The following is a 16,087-nucleotide window of genomic DNA, read 5'->3' on the forward strand; positions in this document are numbered from 1 at the left end:
CCGAAAGGCACCCCATGATCAAGACCGCCTGCCAGGAACAACTGCTTCCCGGCAACTCGCTCCAGGAGAAATGGTCGTTCGCTCAGGACGCCGGCTACGACGCCATCGAACTGCGCTCCAAGGGCGACTTCCATTTCCGTGACCGCCTGCCCGAGCTCAAGCAAGCCCTCACCGACGGTGTCGTCATGCCTACCGTCTGTGTCGACATGCTGCACTTCTTCGCAGCGTTCGACGACGCTCTGCGCCGGGACGCGCTGGAGCAGATGAAATCCCAGCTGAGCGTCGCGGCAGAGATCGGTGCGCTGGGCGTGCAGACCCCGGCCTCTTACGGAATGTTCTCGCGTCGCCTGCCCCCCTTCGAACCGCCGCGCACCGAGGAACAGGACCGCGACGTGCTGCTCGCCGGCCTGACGGAGCTGGGTGAACACGCCAGCCAGGAGGGCGTCACCCTCTACCTTGAGCCGCTGAACCGGTACGAGGACCACATGGTCAACCGCTTGCAGCAGGCCGCTGACCTGATCCGTACGGTGGGGCTGGACTCGGTCCGTATCGGGATCGACAGCTACCACATGAACATCGAGGAAGCCGATCCGTCGGCTGCGATCCTCGCCGCCGCCCCGTACATCGGCCATGCCCAGGTCAGCGATTCCAACCGCTTCCAGCCGGGGGCCGGTCACCTGGACTGGCCGGCCTGGCTCGGCGCCCTGCACACCATCGGCTTCGAGGGCTACCTCGCCGCCGAGTGCCGGCTGACCGGCGACCCCGTCGAGGCCGTCCGCTCCATCCCCGCCTTCCTTCGGAGGTCCGGCGCGTGACGTTGCTGCTCGAGACTCCCGTGCCCGCCGCCGTCGACAACCTGACTCTTCGACGCGGCGCGGCACGGGTCCTGTTCACCAACTGGACGGGCAGTTCCACTGTCCCGTCACGCGGCCTGTATCCCCACCAGTGGAGCTGGGACTCGGCCTTCATCGCCATCGGCCTGCGCCATCTGTCCGTGCGGCGTGCTCAGCGCGAGCTGGAGACGCTGGTCGGTGCCCAGTGGACCGATGGACGGATTCCGCACATCGTCTTCAACCCCGCGGTCCCCCTCGACGCCTATTTCCCGAGCCCCGATTTCTGGCGCTCCTCTCGGGACGGCGCGGCAACGGGAGCTCCGGCAGGTATCGAGACCTCGGGGATCGTGCAACCCCCGGTACACGCGCTGGCCGCCTGGCTCGTCCACCAGGCCGACCCTGAAGCATCGCGCCGCCGCGGATTCCTGCCCCGCATGTACGGACATCTGGCTGCCTGGCACGACTACCTCACGGGCCCGCGCAACCTGGGCGGCGGAGGTCTCGCCGCCATGGTGCATCCGTGGGAGCCCGGCATGGACAACAGTCCGTGCTGGGACGGTCCCCTGCAACGTGTCGAACCGGCCGCGGCGGGCTCGTACCGGCGCGCCGACCTCGACCACGGGCGGGCCGCGGAGCGCCCCACCGATCTGGACTACGCCCGCTACGTGCGCCTCGCCACCGACTACCGCGACGGCGGATACGCGGACACCGGCGGGCGGCACGCCTTCGCGGTCGAGGACCCCTGCGTCAACGCGCTGCTGATCGTCTCGGAACACGCACTCGCGCGGATCGCCGCCGAGACCGGGGCCGATCCCTCCCCTCACGAACACCGGGCCACACGTCTGACCGAGGCACTGGTGGAGCGACTCTGGTCGCCCGGTGACGGAATGTTCCTCTGCCGCGACCTGGTGGGCGGCGGCCTCCTCGCCGAACGCAGCGTCGCCGGACTTCTCCCTCTCATCGTGCCCGGACTCCCGCAGGACCTCGTGGACGCACTGGTCCGGACAGCCACCGGCCCAGGCTTCCGGCTCGGCGAGATCCCGATGGTCCCGTCGTACGACATCACCCGGCCCGCCTTCGACCCGTCCCGCTACTGGCGCGGACCGGCCTGGTTCAACACCAACTGGCTGCTGGAACGGGGCCTGCGCCAATACGGACAGGTCAGTGCGGCAGACCGACTGCGCACGTCGATGCTCACCGCTGCGGGTGCCTGCGACTTCGCGGAGTACGTGGACCCCTTCACCGCGCAGGCCCGCGGCACCCGCGACTTCGGATGGACGGCCGCGCTCACCCTCGACCTGCTGGCGTCTGCCCCGTCCGCGGAAAAAGCCAACCACACCACCGGACCCTCGAACGGAGCGCGAACGTGAACGGTACAGCGGACATCACCCTCGTCCGCGCGGGCACCTTCGCCGTCCTCGGCGCCGACGGAGGCATCACAGGCCGCCGCGGTCGGTCCCCCGACGGCCTTTTCCGGCGCGATGCACGGCATCTGAGCCTCTGGTCCCTGACAGTCGACGGCGCGGTACCCACCGTGCTCGTACCCTCCGACGGTGACGATCCCTCCGCCTGCGCGCTCATCCCACCGGGTACCCGTGACGAGCCCCCCGCCTACACCGTCTTCCGTGAGCAGACACTCGGTGACGGAGTCCTGACGGAGCGGCTCAGGCTGGTCAGCAACCTAGCGGACAACACCACCGCGATCGTGAACCTGTGCGTCGACGCCGACTTCGCCGACCAGTTCGAACTCCGGTCCGACGGACGGCATTACAACAAGGAGGGCGCCCGTCGCACTGCCCGTGTCGACGGCGACGGAGTCATTCTCGAGTACGCACGCGGTGACTGGCTCTCCCGTACGACCGTCACCACAGCCCCCGCACCGGACGCCGTCGCACCCCTCGGTGCAGAGAGCACGGCCCACCGACTGGAATGGCACCTGCCCCTGCCCGGCCACGGAACGACGGAATTGTTGCTGACCGTTGCAGCACACCCGCACGGCTCACCCGCCCCGAAGGCCCTCGTCACGCCGTCCGAAGCAGCGTCGGACGGTGCCGCCGACACCGCGGCCTTCGTCGGCGAGGTACTGCTCCCGATGCCCGACGAGTCGCCCGCCGGACTGGCCGATGCGTGCGCCCGCGGTCTGACCGACCTGGCGGCGCTACGGGTACCCACCATCGGTCTCGACGGCGAGCAACTGAGGGTTCCCGGCGCCGGGGTTCCTTGGTTCCTCACCCTTTTCGGCCGCGACTCCCTCCTCACCTCCCACTTCGCGCTTCCTTACCGGCCGGAACTCGCCGCGGGCACACTCGCATCGCTCGCGGCAACCCAGGGCACGGGGTACGACGCAGACCGAGGTGAACAGCCGGGCCGTATCGTCCACGAGATCCGCCACGGCGAATTGGCCCACTTCCGCCAAGTACCGTACGGCCGGTACTACGGATCCGTGGACGCGACCCCACTCTTCCTCGTGCTTCTCGACAGCTACACGCAGACCACCAGCGACAGCGCCCTCGCCGCTCGTCTCGAACCACACGCACGGGCGGCCATAGCGTGGATGTTCCGGGACGGAGGCCTGGAGCACGACGGCTACCTCCGCTACACCCCCGACCCCAACGGACTCGTCAACCAGAACTGGAAAGACTCCGCCGGGGCGATCTGCTTCCACAACGGCACCCAAGCCGAGGGGCCGATCGCGGTCGCCGAGGCTCAGGGATACGCATACGACGCGCTGGTCCGCACCGCAAGGCTGTCCCGCGAGGTCTGGAACGACCACGGCTGGGCCGACGAACTGGACGCGGCCGCCACCGCTCTGCGAACGCGCTTCCTCCAAGACTTCTGGATGCCGGAAGCCGACTTTCCCGCCCTCGCACTGGACGGGCTGGGACGACAGGTCGACTCGCTCGCGTCCGACGCCGGACACCTGCTGTGGTCAGGCATCCTCGACCAGCCCCACGCACAACGTGTAGGACGTCGACTGCTGCAACCCGACTTCTTCTCAGGGTGGGCCATCCGCACTCTGGCCGCAGGCCAGCCCGGCTACCACCCGCTCTCCTACCATCGCGGCAGCTGCTGGCCGCACGACAACGCCATCATTCTGCTCGGACTCGCACGCTGCGGTCTGGCACACGAGGCACGCACGCTGGCCTTGAGCCTCCTGGAGGCGGCCGCGCACCACGACAACCGCCTGCCAGAAGTAATGGCCGGCTACGGGCGCGCGGAACACCCGAAGCCATTGCCCTATCCCCACTCCTGCACACCGCAGGCCTGGGCAGCGGCAACGCCTCTGGCGATCCTCACAGCCCTCCTGCACGCGGACGGGAGCACGTGAGCAGCTGAAGTTACGTCGCCGGTGCCGGCCGCGCCGTCGCGGCCAACGGTCGCCGTGCGGGGCGAGCGCACACCGGGGATCCCACCCAGGCACCCATGGTTCGGCAGCTCGTGGTGTTCAAGGGGGGTCTCTGATGGCCTCGCACTTGTATGACGTTCTTGCGCACCGCCTGTCCTTGGTGAGCGTGCCGACGGCCTGGAGGCGAATCCCGACGCATCCCCCGTCGGCGGTCGGCGTGACGCGGGCAGGCGGCGCACGACGGGGCACGACGGCGACTGCGTACCCCGGAGGACCGGGTCAGACGGTCTTGATCGCAGGGTCGGAGACGCCCGGGGCGCCCGTCTCCACGTGGCCGGCCAAGCGGCGCAGGAAGGTGCTGTCCGCGTCGGAGACGACCTTGACGTCGTACCAGCGGCCCGTGGTGGTCAGGTCCACCGTGTGGGAGACGGTGGCGCCGGGGTTGACCTTGAAGGTCTGGGCCGTGCCGCCGTAGGCGTTGGTCACCGTGAGGTTGACCGCGGCCGCGCCGGGGTTGGTCAGGGTGAGGGTCAGGTTGCCGGTGGCGGCGACGTGGCGGGCCGTGACCTCGGGGCCGGCCGTCTTCGCCGGACCCTTCCAGGTGCGCAGGAAGCCGTTCGGGCCCCACGCCGTGAGGTTGATCTGATTGCCGGTGGAGCTGCTGGTGCTCCAGGTGTCCGAGAGCGTCTTGCCTGCCTCGACCGTGTAGGGCCAGGGGCCGTCCGTGCGGTTGCCCGAGGTGGTGTGGAAGTGGGCACCGAGCACTGATCCGCTGGAGAAGGACAGGGTGAACTGGCCCGTGGAGAAGATGGCCTTGCCGTCCACGTACGGGCTGTAGCCGAGGGCGCGGGTCGGCTTGGTGCCGGTCTCCTGCTTCGGCAGGGTGCCCGTGGTCGGCGGCACCGGGTGGTAGGACGGGTGGGTGTTGTGGTCCGGCGGGATGTAGCCGGCCGTCGAGGGGAGGGCGGCCGGGGAGGCGTCCGTCCGGCTGAAGTCGAAGGCCGAGGTCAGGTCGCCGCAGACCGCGCGGCGCCAGGGGGAGATGTTGGGCTCCTGCACTCCGAAACGCTTCTCCATGAAGCGGATCACCGAGGTGTGGTCGAAGGTCTCGGAGCAGACGTAGCCGCCCTTGCTCCACGGGGAGACCACGATCATCGGGACGCGCGGGCCGAGGCCGTACGGTCCCGCCGCGTAGCCACCACCACCGGTGTACAGGTCCTTCGAGACGTCCGCCGTGGACAGGCCCCACGCGGCGGAGGCCGGCGGGTACGGCGGAACCACGTGGTCGAAGAACCCGTCGTTCTCGTCGTAGGTGATGAAGAGCGCCGTCTTCGCCCATACCGCCGGGTTCGCGGTCAGCGCGTCCAGGACCTGCGAGATGTACCAGGCGCCGAAGTTCACGGGCCAGTTCGGGTGCTCGCTGAAGGCCTCCGGGGCGGCGATCCACGAGACCTGGGGCAGCCGGCCGTTCGCCACGTCGGCGCGCAGCCGGTCGAAGTAACCTTCGCCGGCCTTGGCGTTGGTGCCGGTGCGGGCCTTCTCGTACAGGGCGCTGCCGGGCTGGGCGTTGCGGTAGTTGTTGAAGTAGAGCAGCGAGTTGTCACCGTAGTTGCCGCGGAAGGCATCGCTGATCCAGCCCCAGGAGCCGGCAGCGTTCAGGCCATCGCCGATGTCCTGATAGACCTTCCACGAGACTCCGGCGGCCTCCAGGCGCTCGGGGTACGTCTTCCAGCCGTACCCGGCCTCCTGGTTGCCCAGGACCGGGCCGCCGCCGGCGCCGTCGTTGCCGGTGTAGCCGGACCACATGTAGTAGCGGTTCGGGTCCGTGGCGCCGATCAAGGAACAGTGGTAGGCATCGCACACGGTGAAGGCGTCGGCGAGGGCGTAGTGGAACGGTATGTCGTTCCGGGTCATGTACGACATGGTCGTGGCGGTCTTGGCCGGCACCCACTTGTCGTACTTGCCGTTGTTGTACGCCTGATGGCCGCCGGCCCAGTCGTGGTTGAGGCCCTCGACGAACTGCATGCCCAGGTCGTTGACCTTCGGGTTGAAGGGGAGAATATCCTTCGTCCCGTTGGACTGATAAAAGACCGACTTGCCGTTGTCCTGAAGAACCGGCCGCGGGTCACCGAAGCCCCGTACGCCCTTCATCGCCCCGAAGTACTGGTCGAAGGACCGGTTCTCCTGCATGAGGACGACGATGTGCTCGATGTCCTGGATCGTGCCGGTGGAGACCTGTGCCTGGATGGCGGCGGCTCGCGCAATGCTCTCGTTCAGCATCGTGGCAGCGGCGGTGCCACCGGCGATCTGCAGGAATCTACGGCGATCGAGTTCTGCCATGGCGTGACGACCTCTGCGGGTGAAGGGAGTCGAGGGGCGCCCCAAGGACAGCGCCCCCCGGGTACGGGACGGAGATTCTTGTCTGACACCCGGCCGTACAGCCGGAGAACGGAAGGTCGCTCCCCGATGGCCCGTCCAACTGGCCAAGACAGTAAGGGGATCAACCAGCCGCGCAACAGCCCCCGGAGATGAAACCCTGAATACACGACGGCCAGTCCCGCCCCAGGCTCTGGACGAGGCCCCCGTGGACGTCCTCACCCGCGTCCTCGGCCCGGAGAAACTGGCCACGTGGACGCTGCCCGCACCCCCGCGCAATGCCTCCCACGCCTACGACACGCCGAGGACGACGAAGGTGGCCCCGGCCCGTTCCTGGACTCCGAGAGGAGCCCGGACCCGGAGCAGCGGTCCGGGCCGGGTCGTCCCGTTCGGGTCATCCGACAACGCCCGGGGGCACGCAGACTCGGTACCCATGCGATCCGGGGGTCCAGCACCGGGCCCCGCCTTCGACGCGCTCAACCCGCGAACTGGGCCATCCACGCCTCGACATCGTCCGACGACCGGGGCAGGCCCGCCGACAGGTTCTCGTGACCGTCGTCGGTGACGACCAGGTCGTCCTCGATGCGGACGCCGATACCGCGCCACTCCTCGGGCACGGTGAGATCGTCCGGCTGGAAGTACAGGCCGGGCTCGACGGTGAGCACCATGCCCGGCTCCAGCACGCCGTCGACGTACTCCTCGTTCCGGGCCTGCGCGCAGTCATGCACGTCCAGACCGAGCATGTGACCGGTGCCCGCCATGGTGAAACGGCGCTGGAGGCCGAGTTCGTACGCGAGGTCGGCAGGGCCTTCGATGAAGCCCCACTCGACCAGCCGTGCCGCCAGACATCGCTGGGACGCCTCGTGGAAGTCGCGGTACGCGGCGCCCGGCTTGACGGCTGCCATGCCGGCTTCCTGGGCCGCGTACACCGCGTCATAGACCTTGCGCTGCAGAGGAGTGAACGTACCGCTGATCGGCAGCGTGCGCGTGACGTCGGCGGTGTAGAGCGAGTGCGTCTCCACGCCGGCGTCGAGCAGGAGCAGCTCCCCCGGGCGCACCGGACCGTCGTTGTCCGTCCAGTGCATGATCGTGGCGTGCTCGCCCGCGGCGCAGATCGAGCCGTAGCCGACGGCATTGCCCTCAAGTCGTGCACGCCGGAAGAACGTGCCCTCTATCCACCTCTCGGACGACGCGATCGCCCCGGAGAGCTCGCCGATCACATCGGTGAATCCGCGCACCGTGGAGTCCACGGCCTTGCGGAGCTCGGCGATCTCCCAGGCGTCCTTGACGAGGCGGAGATCGCTGAGCGCCTCTTCCAGTTCGGCGTCGCGCTCCTCATCTGTGGTGACGGCGGCCTCCAGGGCCGGGTCGAGGCCCCGGACGATCCGGGTCGGCGCACCGGAGGCGGCGGCGAGGTCGCCGGCCGCCGTGCGGACATCCCGGCAGGGCAGACCGAGCACGACCTCCGACTCGGCGAGGGAGCGGCGCCGGCCCATCCACAGCTCCGCCGTGGCGCCGGTCCAGAACTCGTCGTTGTCCCTGCTGTCCCGCGGCAGCTGGTAGCAGTACGCGTCATGGCCGCCGTCCGCTCGGGGTTCGAGCACGAGAGCGCAGTCCCGGGCTTTGTCTCCGGCCATGTGCACGTAGCCCGAGTAGGGCCGGAACGGGTAGATGTCGTCGTTCGAACGAACCTTGAGGTTCCCCGAGGGAATCACGAGGCGTTCGCCCGGAAAGCGCGCGGAGAGCGAGGAGCGGCGACGGGCCGCGTACGGAGCCTGCTCGCCGAGCCGCAGGTCGTGCCGCTCGGTGTCCGCCCACCCCGTCCGCATCAGAGCGGACAGTTCCTCGGAGATCCCTGAGTAGAGACCGTTCTTTCGGCCTTTCGCCACGGCATACACCTTCTTCTGAATGGGTTCCCAAGCGGCGCTGGGCAGAGTGAGCCGTACGGACAGGCTTGCACCCGGTGCGGCTCGTGCTCCCTCGCCGCCGCCGGTCGTCGGCGGCTCCCGGACGGTATCCCGCACCGCGCGTGCTCGGTGCCGAAGAGTGCCACTGGCACAGATCGGCCACGACCCCCGGCCGGAGCCGCCGATAATGCGACGTATGACGAACGCGAAACTCGGCGAGGCCCTTCGGGCTCTGGGCATCGGTCACCCGGCGGCCCAGGTCTATCTGGCACTGCTTGAGCTGGCCCCCGCTCCGCTGAGTGCGATCGCGGCCGCGGCCGGCCTGGACGGTGCGGAACTGGCCACGGCATACGGCGCGCTGGTCGACGCCGGTCTGGCCAGTGCCGCCGAGGAGGGTGGGGATGTGGTGGCCCCGGTACCGCCGACCGCAGGCCTGGAGATCCTCGCCCGGCACCGTGCGGCCGAGGTCGAGGAGTCGCGCATCACCGTCGGGGGCGCTTTCGAGTCGTTCCGGCGACAGCGGCTCGCCGCGTACAACGACAACCTCGTCGAGGTCGTCACCGGCGATGCCATCGGCCCCAGGATTCGTCACGCATGGGCAAGCGCCCGCGACCAGATCCGGCAGTTCGAGTCACCGCCGTACTTCCCCTTGCCCGACGCCACGGACGACGCGCTGGCCACGCTCGCCCGCGGTGTGACGCAGCGTGTCGTGTATTCGCGGGAGTCGCTGGAGCACCCGGGCCATCTGAAGGAGGTCATCGAGCCGTGCATCAAGGCCGGCGAACAGGCCAGGGTGCTGCCGTCGGTGCCGGTCAAACTCGTGATCATCGACGAGGCGTACGCACTCGTGTCGTTGTCGATCAAAGAGGCGGACGTACACAACACCATGCTGGTCGTGCAGCCATGCGGCCTGCTCTCCGCACTCATGGCACTGTTCGAGCAGTCCTGGCAGAACGCGCTGCCGTTCCACGGCCGCACCACTCACCCAGGAGGCCTGCCGGCCGCCGACCGCCGCCTGCTGTGGCTCCTCGCGGGCGGCGCGAGCGACGACATCATCGCCCGCGAGCTGGGAATCAGCCGCCGCACGCTGTTCCGCCGTCTGCAGATCCTGATGGCCCAACTGGGCGCCGCGAACCGCTTCCAGATGGCCTTGCAGGCACAGCGCAGTGGCTGGTTGTGACCGGCACGCCGCGCCTGTGGGTTGCTCGGCCGCCGAGCGTCGGACGTGCCCCGCAGACTGCTGCCGAGCAGCCTCCCCACCCAGCTGTCTGCCGATGCGGGGGGCGTCGTCCCGGGTGGTAGCGAGCGCCCAGGCCCGGGCACCTCCGTGTCTTGCTGCACGGACCGCTTTCCCACGTGAAGCGACCGCATCGCCCACTGGCCCGACACCCGATACTCCGGTGCCGAAGCGTGTCCTGCATGGTGTGCCCGGTGGGCCAGGACCGTGAGGCCGCCGGAGGGGCATCGTCGCACATCCCGCTCCGCCGGTCCTGACGTACCGATGGCGTCGGAGAAGACGCGGCACCGGTGGTCAGTGAGGCAGCGCGGTGTCCAGCCATTGCAGGATCTCGGGGGTCACCGGGTCGGTGATGTCGGCGAACTCGTCATGCTTCTTGAGGAACTTCGCAACGTAGGGGCAGACCGGCACGATGCGCTTCCCTGACGTGCGTACGTCGTTCAACGCCTGCTGTACGAGTATCGCGGCCAGGCCCTGCCCGGCGAAGTCGTCGTAAATTTTGGTGTGGTAGAAAACGCGCTGGTCGTCGCGGTCGCGATACGCGGTGTGGCCTGCGGTTCTGCCGTCGACCAGGATTTCGTAACGGTGCTTCGGGTCCACTCGCTGGACAGTAGGAGCGGCGGCGGGTTGGGTCATCTCATGCCTTTCAGTGACGCGTCGGGTTCTTGCGAGGTGCGATGGTGGCGTGAGGAAGGGCCGGCGCGGGAAGACGGTCGCCGTCGTAACCGTCGACCTTGCCGAAGCGGTCGGATGCGCTCTGCCACGCTTCCCTCGCTTCGACGATGTCTTCGTGGCTCCGGCCTATGAAATTCCACCACATGACGATCTGTTCCTCGAACGGCGTCCCGCCGAGCAGTACTGCTCGTGCAACGGCGTCCGTCTCGTTCGTCAGCGTCAGTGTGTCGCTTCCCGTGCCGACGTATCCCAACTCCGCCGGGTGCAGGAGTGTTCCAGCGATACGGACCTCCCCGTGGTCGACGAGAAGGCCGTGCTCGAAGCCGGCGTCGACGGCGAGCGTGGTCGTCGAGTGCGGTTCAAGGACGAGTTCGGCGCCGAGCAGGGGCGTGAACGTCCGCACCGGAGCGGTGTCACCTGCCAGCGCCCCGAGAAACACTCTGACTTCGGCTCCGTCCACCCGGAACGGGCTCGGGACGTAGTGCTGGAAGTCACGGCCGGTGTGCCGGTGTTCTTCGGGAAGCGCCACCCACAGTTGCACGCCGTGCAGGACCGTGGTGCGGGCGGTGGAGACTTCCGAGTGGCTGATGCCGTACCCGCCCGTCATGAGGTTGAGCTCACCGGGTCGCACGAAGGCGTGGCTGCCCATGCTGTCCCGGTGCTCGATCTCCCCGCTGAACAGCCAGCTCACCGTCTGCAGACCGGTGTGCGGATGGGGCGCGACGTCCATGCCGCCCGTGTGGGCGATGTTGTCGGGGCCGTAGTGGTCGATGAAACACCAGGCCCCGATCAGCGTCCGGGCCCGCTGCGGAAGCGTGCGCCGCACGGTCATCGCCCTCGGACCGCCCAACGGAACGTCCCGCGCGGAGAGGACCTCGACCTGCGGCACATGCTCACCATGTTCCGAGGCTCCGCAGCGGAGCTCGGCGGGTTGCCTCTCGACGTTACTCATCGCACACCCCTCTCACGCAAGGATGATTTTATATTCAACAATTGTTTCCGATGATACGAGGATGCCCTGCCGTACGCACGGCAGGGCCGGCGAGGGCCCGGAGCGGCCCGTGAAGGAGTCCAGGTTGAGTGACACGGCAGCAGCCCCCGTGAGCAAGCGGGTCTTCATCGACAAGCAGAGCCCGAAGGCGTACCACGCGCTGACCGAGACAGCCGAAGCAGTCCGTGCGGTCGCCGCCGACGCGGGGCTGGACCGCACGCTCGTGGAACTGATCAACCTCCGCGTGTCACAGGTCAACGGCTGCGCGTACTGCCTCAACGTGCACACCCGGGCCGCCCTTCGCGCAGGCGAGACCACCCAGCGTCTGGGCGTACTGGCCGCCTGGCGTGACACCGAACTGTTCACGGCACGGGAGCGCGCAGCGCTCGCCCTCGCGGAGGCGGCCACCGAACCCGCGGACACCGCCGTCCAGGAGAGCGCCTACGACGCAGCCCGCCAGGCCCTCACCGACGATGAGATCTCCGCAGCGATCTGGGTAGCGATCACCATCAACGCGTTCAACCGCGTCTCCATCATGAGCAAGCATCCCGTGCGCGCGATCCCGCAGCAGTGATTCCGGCTTCACCCCCTGCCATGCGCCGAGACGCCCGTCGCGCGTACCACCGATTCAAGAAGAGTTAGTTGATTCTTAAACCATACTCATTTATGGTTCAACCATGCCGGGCGTACTCCACCGGCACGGCAACGCCGGCGGCCAGTGTCCGCCCCTGCCCCCTACGCACTTTTCAACGGAGAACAAAGACATGACCACAGCCGTCAAGCTTGCTGTCATCTACTACTCGTCCACCGGTTTCAGCGCCGAGATCGCCAAGGAGATCTCCCAGGCCGCGGAGAAGGCCGGAGCCGAGGTCCGTCTCCTGAAGGCCGCGGAACTCGCCCCCGAGGCCGCCATCAGCTCCAACGAGGCATGGGCCGCACACGCCGCCGCCAGCGCGGGGATCCCGGTTGCCACCCCTGCGGACGTCGAGTGGGCCGACGCCGTGATATTCGGCTCCCCGACCCGCTTCGGCAACATCTCCTCGCAGCTCAAGCAGTTCATCGACACCCTCGGCGGCCTGTGGGCCCAGGGCAAGCTGGCCAACAAGGTCTACAGCGGCTTCGTCACCACCGCCACCGCCCACGGCGGCCAGGAGTCCACCCTGCTCGCGCTGTACAACTCGATCCACCACTTCGGTGGCCTCGTCGTCTCCCCCGGTTACACCGACCCGGTCAAGTTCGTGGACGGCAACCCCTACGGCACCTCGCACGTCGACGCCCAGGGCAACAACCCCATCGGCGACCAGACCCGCAACGCCGCCCGTCACCAGGCCGAGCGCGTCGTCCAGGTCGCGGGCGCGCTCAAGGCCGGCTTCGCCGCCTGACCCCGCCCGGTCCGGCCCCGGCGTTACCACGCTCCGCGGCCAGCAGTTCGTAGGACCGCACCCGGTCGGCATCGCCGTGGGTGATGGTGGTGATGAGCCTCGCCGGTGTGTCGGGCGCGGTCGCGCCCGACACACCGGCCCCACGAGGTGCGCGCTGCTCCGGACGGAAGAGCGAGGTCCGTCTCCCTGCACAGGCCGAAGAGGTTCCGGTCCGCCCCGAGGGCGGACCGGAACCTCTTCGGCCTGTGCAGCGCGGTAGAAATCAGTGGCCGGCCGCAGTAGCTCCCGTGACGTTCCACTCAGCGATCACAGGTCGTCCGTGTTCGGTGGAGAGCCGGCGAGGGCGGCGGTTGAGGGATCGAGTCCGGAGGTGTCCGACCCGTCGGTGTGCGCCGGCTCCACGCGCTTGGCGAGGACCTTGCCGAGCTCGACGCCCCACTGATCGAAGGAGTCGATGTTCCAGATCGCACCTTGCACGAACACCTTGTGCTCGTACAGCGCGATCAGCTGGCCGCTTGGGTCTGTCAGACATGGCGGGGGTTCTCCTCGGAACCGTCCCCGCGCAGGGCGACGGCATACATCTCGTCCGCGTCGAGAAGGCGCAGTTCTTCGGCAATCAATTCGGAGGTGCTGCGCACCTTCAGGGCGAGGGTGCGCGAGGGCTGGCCCGGGAGGGAAAGCGTGGCCAGCGGGCCGTCGGGGCGGTCGATCACGATCTCGCCGCTGTCCGTTCCGAGCCGGACGGCCGTCACGACCGGCCCGGCGGTGACGACGCGCTCGACCGGGACCTCGAGCCGGGCCTCCAGCCAGCGGGCCAGCAGCTCGGCACTCGGGTTCTCGGCCTCACTCTCCACGACGGCCGACACAACCTTCTTACGGGCCTGGTCCAGCGCCGCGGCCAGCATCGAGCGCCACGGCGTCAGCCGGGTCCACGCCAGGTCGGTGTCGCCGGGCGCGTAAGAGGAGACGCGGGCCTCCAGGGCGACGAGCGGGGCCTCGACGGCGTACATATCGGTGATCCGCCGCTGTGCCAGAGCACCCAACGGATCCTTGGCCGGGACGTCGGGCGCGTCCACCGGCCACCAGACGACGACCGGCGCGTCCGGCAGCAGCAACGGCAGGACCACCGAGTCGGCGTGGTCCGAGACTTCGCCGTACGTCCGCAGGACGACCGTCTCGCCGGAGCCCGCGTCCGAGCCGACCCGCACCTCCGCGTCCAGGCGCGAGTTCGTGCGGTCGCGCGGAGTGCGTGCGACGCGTTTGATGACCACCAGGGTGCGCGAGGGATGCTCGCGCGACGCCTCCTCAGCCGCCTTGATCGAGTCGTACGCGTTTTCCTCGTCGGTCACGATGACCATCGTCAGGACCATCCCCATGGCGGGAGTACCGATGGCTCGGCGCCCCTGCACGAGCGCCTTGTTGATCTTGCTTGCCGTGGTGTCGGTCAGATCGATCTTCATGGCCTGCGCCAGCTCCGTCCGTCTCGTGCGAGCATCTCGTGGGCTTCTTCGGGACCCCAACTGCCCGACGCGTACGGCGCGGGCTTGCCGTGCGCGTCCCAGTACCCCTCGATCGGGTCGAGAATCTTCCAGGACTCCTCCACCTCCTGGTGACGGGGGAAGAGGTTGGCGTCGCCCAGCAGCACGTCCAGGATGAGGCGTTCGTACGCCTCCGGGCTGGACTCCGTGAAGGACTCGCCGTAGGCGAAGTCCATCGTGACGTCCCGAATCTCCATCGACGTACCCGGTACATTCGATCCGAAGCGCACCGTCATGCCCTCGTCCGGCTGGACACGGATGACGATCGCGTTCGGAACTGCGGTTCCAGATGGGCTCGTACATCTGCAGGCCGGCCTTCGTCGCCGGGATCTTGATCATCACGTTCGGACGGTCGACCAGCCATCCGAGCTGCTTGGCCTCGGCGACGGTCGCCGCGGTGTCGTGCGCGAGGCGAACGAAGCGGTCTCGGCCGGTCCACTCCGGGTCGGCCGGGTCGTCTCGCATCACCTTCTGAGAGGCGGCCCGCAGCGCGCCCCCTTCCACGAGAGCCAACTCGTCCGAGAACAGCGCCCGGCGTCACTCTCAAACCGCCCGGCAACCTCACGTCAGCGCCCCACCAGCTGCCCACTCGAATCGGACGGGACAACAGGTCGCGCCTGCACCTCGTTCGCGTGGAAACGCCGACGCATGGAAGGCCAAGCGGCCGCGGCGGGAACAGCCGCGCCGGTCGGCGCGGTTGCATCGACCGAGGGACCGGCACCGCACGGGCGGGGAACACGGAGACCACGAGGTCGTCCGCCCCACCAGGATCCGGGCCACCTGGGTCGCGGTACGCCCGCCGCGCACTCGGACCAAGACGCATTTCTGCAGGAGGACTGTTTCATGACTGACCGGCCCTTGACGCTCATGGCAGTACACGCCCACCCCGACGACGAGGCCACCGGAACCGGAGGGGTCCTCGCGCGGTACGCGGCGGAAGGCATCCGCACGGTTCTCGTGACGTGTACCGACGGCGGTTGCGGTGACGGACCGGGGGGTGTCAAGCCGGGCGATCCCGGGCACGATCCGGCGGCGGTCGCCTTGATGCGCCGTCAAGAACTCGAGGCGAGCTGTGACGTCCTGAAGGTCAGCGATCTGGAGATGCTGGACTATGCCGACTCCGGGATGACGGGCTGGCCGAGCAACGACGCCCCCGGTTCCTTCTGGCAGACCCCCGTGCGGGAAGGCGCGGCCCGACTCGCGGAAATCATGCGGCACTACCGACCCGATGTGGTCGTCACCTACGACGAGAACGGCTTCTACGGCCACCCCGACCACATCCAGGCCCACCGCATCACGATGGCGGCGCTGGAGATGACCGCGCTGACACCGAAGGTGTACTGGACCACGATGCCCCGCTCGATGATGCAGCGGTTCGGCGAGATCATGCGCGAGTTTCACGAGGACATGCCGGAGCCGGATCCTGCCGAGGCCGCCGCCATGGCCGAGATCGGCCTCCCCGACGATGAGATCACCACGTGGGTGGACACCACCGCGTTCAGCGGTCAGAAGTTCGACGCGCTGGCCGCGCACGCCAGTCAGGGCGAGAACATCTTCTTCCTCAAGATGGGCAACGAGAGGTTCGGCGAGTTGATGGGCATGGAGACCTTCGTACGTGTCCAGGACGCCACCGGCGCGCCCATACCCGAGAACGATCTCTTCGCCGGACTACGCTGATCCACCCGCCCGACCGGCCGGGAGAGCGCATCGAGCGGGTCACCCACCCGGAGGCTTGTCCACGCGAGTTCGGCTCCGGCAGTCCGCGTCCGGGCCCTCGCCGACGGCTCGACGCGTGCCCGCAC

12 protein-coding genes and 3 pseudogenes are annotated in these 16,087 nt (G+C 68.6%); 7 read left to right on the forward strand and 8 right to left on the reverse strand.

Annotated elements, in window-relative coordinates; translation table 11 throughout:
• The first annotated feature begins 14 nt into the window (after nt 1-14).
• From ACFYP5_RS10155 to ACFYP5_RS10165, 3 genes are read left to right on the forward strand one after another with little or no spacing between them, the layout of a single operon-like run.
• Nucleotides 15-815, forward strand: coding sequence for a TIM barrel protein (locus ACFYP5_RS10155; protein WP_389033081.1), 801 nt, complete (start codon nt 15-17; stop codon nt 813-815).
• Entirely contained in the window at nt 812-2,203 is a 1,392-nt protein-coding gene (locus tag ACFYP5_RS10160; RefSeq protein WP_389033084.1) for a trehalase family glycosidase, read from the forward strand. Before ACFYP5_RS10155 ends, ACFYP5_RS10160 begins: the two co-directional genes overlap by 4 nt.
• The gene (locus ACFYP5_RS10165; RefSeq protein WP_389033086.1) at nt 2,200-4,161 is read left to right on the forward strand and encodes a glycogen debranching N-terminal domain-containing protein; all 1,962 of its coding nucleotides are present in this window, start codon (nt 2,200-2,202) and stop codon (nt 4,159-4,161) included. Before ACFYP5_RS10160 ends, ACFYP5_RS10165 begins: the two co-directional genes overlap by 4 nt.
• A gap of 297 nt (nt 4,162-4,458) precedes the next feature.
• Here ACFYP5_RS10165 and ACFYP5_RS10170 read toward each other — a convergent pair whose 3' ends face one another.
• Entirely contained in the window at nt 4,459-6,519 is a 2,061-nt protein-coding gene (locus tag ACFYP5_RS10170; RefSeq protein ID WP_389033089.1) for a phosphocholine-specific phospholipase C, read from the reverse strand.
• Nucleotides 6,520-7,031: 512 nt separating this feature from the next.
• Complete coding sequence (locus ACFYP5_RS10175) at nt 7,032-8,444, reverse strand: aminopeptidase P family protein (RefSeq protein ID WP_389033092.1); 1,413 nt, start codon at nt 8,442-8,444, stop codon at nt 7,032-7,034.
• Between the two features lie 214 nt (nt 8,445-8,658).
• Between ACFYP5_RS10175 and ACFYP5_RS10180 the strand changes: the two genes are divergently transcribed.
• Complete coding sequence (locus ACFYP5_RS10180) at nt 8,659-9,642, forward strand: LuxR family transcriptional regulator (RefSeq protein ID WP_389033094.1); 984 nt, start codon at nt 8,659-8,661, stop codon at nt 9,640-9,642.
• Nucleotides 9,643-9,993: 351 nt separating this feature from the next.
• Here the strand turns inward: ACFYP5_RS10180 and ACFYP5_RS10185 are convergent, their stop codons facing one another.
• Both ACFYP5_RS10185 and ACFYP5_RS10190 read right to left on the reverse strand, forming a co-directional pair.
• Nucleotides 9,994-10,335, reverse strand: a complete 342-nt coding sequence (locus ACFYP5_RS10185; protein WP_389033097.1) for a GNAT family N-acetyltransferase — start codon at nt 10,333-10,335, stop codon at nt 9,994-9,996.
• Between the two features lie 10 nt (nt 10,336-10,345).
• Complete coding sequence (locus tag ACFYP5_RS10190) at nt 10,346-11,326, reverse strand: pirin family protein (protein WP_389033099.1); 981 nt, start codon at nt 11,324-11,326, stop codon at nt 10,346-10,348.
• A gap of 124 nt (nt 11,327-11,450) precedes the next feature.
• On the opposite strand from ACFYP5_RS10190, the gene ACFYP5_RS10195 reads away from it, so the two are divergent.
• Together ACFYP5_RS10195 and wrbA are read left to right on the forward strand one after the other, a co-directional pair.
• Nucleotides 11,451-11,939: a carboxymuconolactone decarboxylase family protein gene (locus ACFYP5_RS10195; protein WP_389033101.1), complete on the forward strand. Its 489-nt coding sequence runs from the start codon at nt 11,451-11,453 to the stop codon at nt 11,937-11,939.
• Between the two features lie 190 nt (nt 11,940-12,129).
• Nucleotides 12,130-12,747, forward strand: a complete 618-nt coding sequence (gene wrbA, locus ACFYP5_RS10200) for an NAD(P)H:quinone oxidoreductase (RefSeq protein ID WP_267008905.1) — start codon at nt 12,130-12,132, stop codon at nt 12,745-12,747.
• 306 nt (nt 12,748-13,053) lie between these two features.
• Here wrbA and ACFYP5_RS10205 read toward each other — a convergent pair.
• The 4 genes and pseudogenes from ACFYP5_RS10205 to ACFYP5_RS10220 form a co-directional block, all read right to left on the reverse strand.
• Nucleotides 13,054-13,260 (reverse strand): annotated as a pseudogene (locus ACFYP5_RS10205) (glucose-6-phosphate isomerase); the annotation flags it as partial.
• An 11-nt stretch (nt 13,261-13,271) separates the two neighbouring features.
• Nucleotides 13,272-14,207, reverse strand: a complete 936-nt coding sequence (opcA, locus tag ACFYP5_RS10210) for a glucose-6-phosphate dehydrogenase assembly protein OpcA (RefSeq protein WP_389034407.1) — start codon at nt 14,205-14,207, stop codon at nt 13,272-13,274.
• Nucleotides 14,204-14,557, reverse strand: a pseudogene (locus ACFYP5_RS10215) (glucose-6-phosphate dehydrogenase); the annotation flags it as partial. The gene opcA and the pseudogene ACFYP5_RS10215, both read right to left, overlap by 4 nt.
• A 34-nt stretch (nt 14,558-14,591) precedes the next feature.
• Nucleotides 14,592-14,750 (reverse strand): annotated as a pseudogene (locus ACFYP5_RS10220) (transaldolase family protein); the annotation flags it as partial.
• 378 nt (nt 14,751-15,128) lie between these two features.
• On the opposite strand from ACFYP5_RS10220, the gene ACFYP5_RS10225 reads away from it, so the two are divergent.
• Nucleotides 15,129-15,962 carry a PIG-L family deacetylase gene (locus ACFYP5_RS10225; RefSeq protein WP_389033103.1) on the forward strand — a complete coding sequence of 278 codons (834 nt, stop codon included), beginning with the start codon at nt 15,129-15,131 and terminating at the stop codon, nt 15,960-15,962.
• Nucleotides 15,963-16,087 lie beyond the last annotated feature (125 nt).

The sequence above is a fragment of the Streptomyces sp. NPDC005262 genome, from assembly GCF_042872425.1.
Classification (GTDB): domain Bacteria; phylum Actinomycetota; class Actinomycetes; order Streptomycetales; family Streptomycetaceae; genus Streptomyces.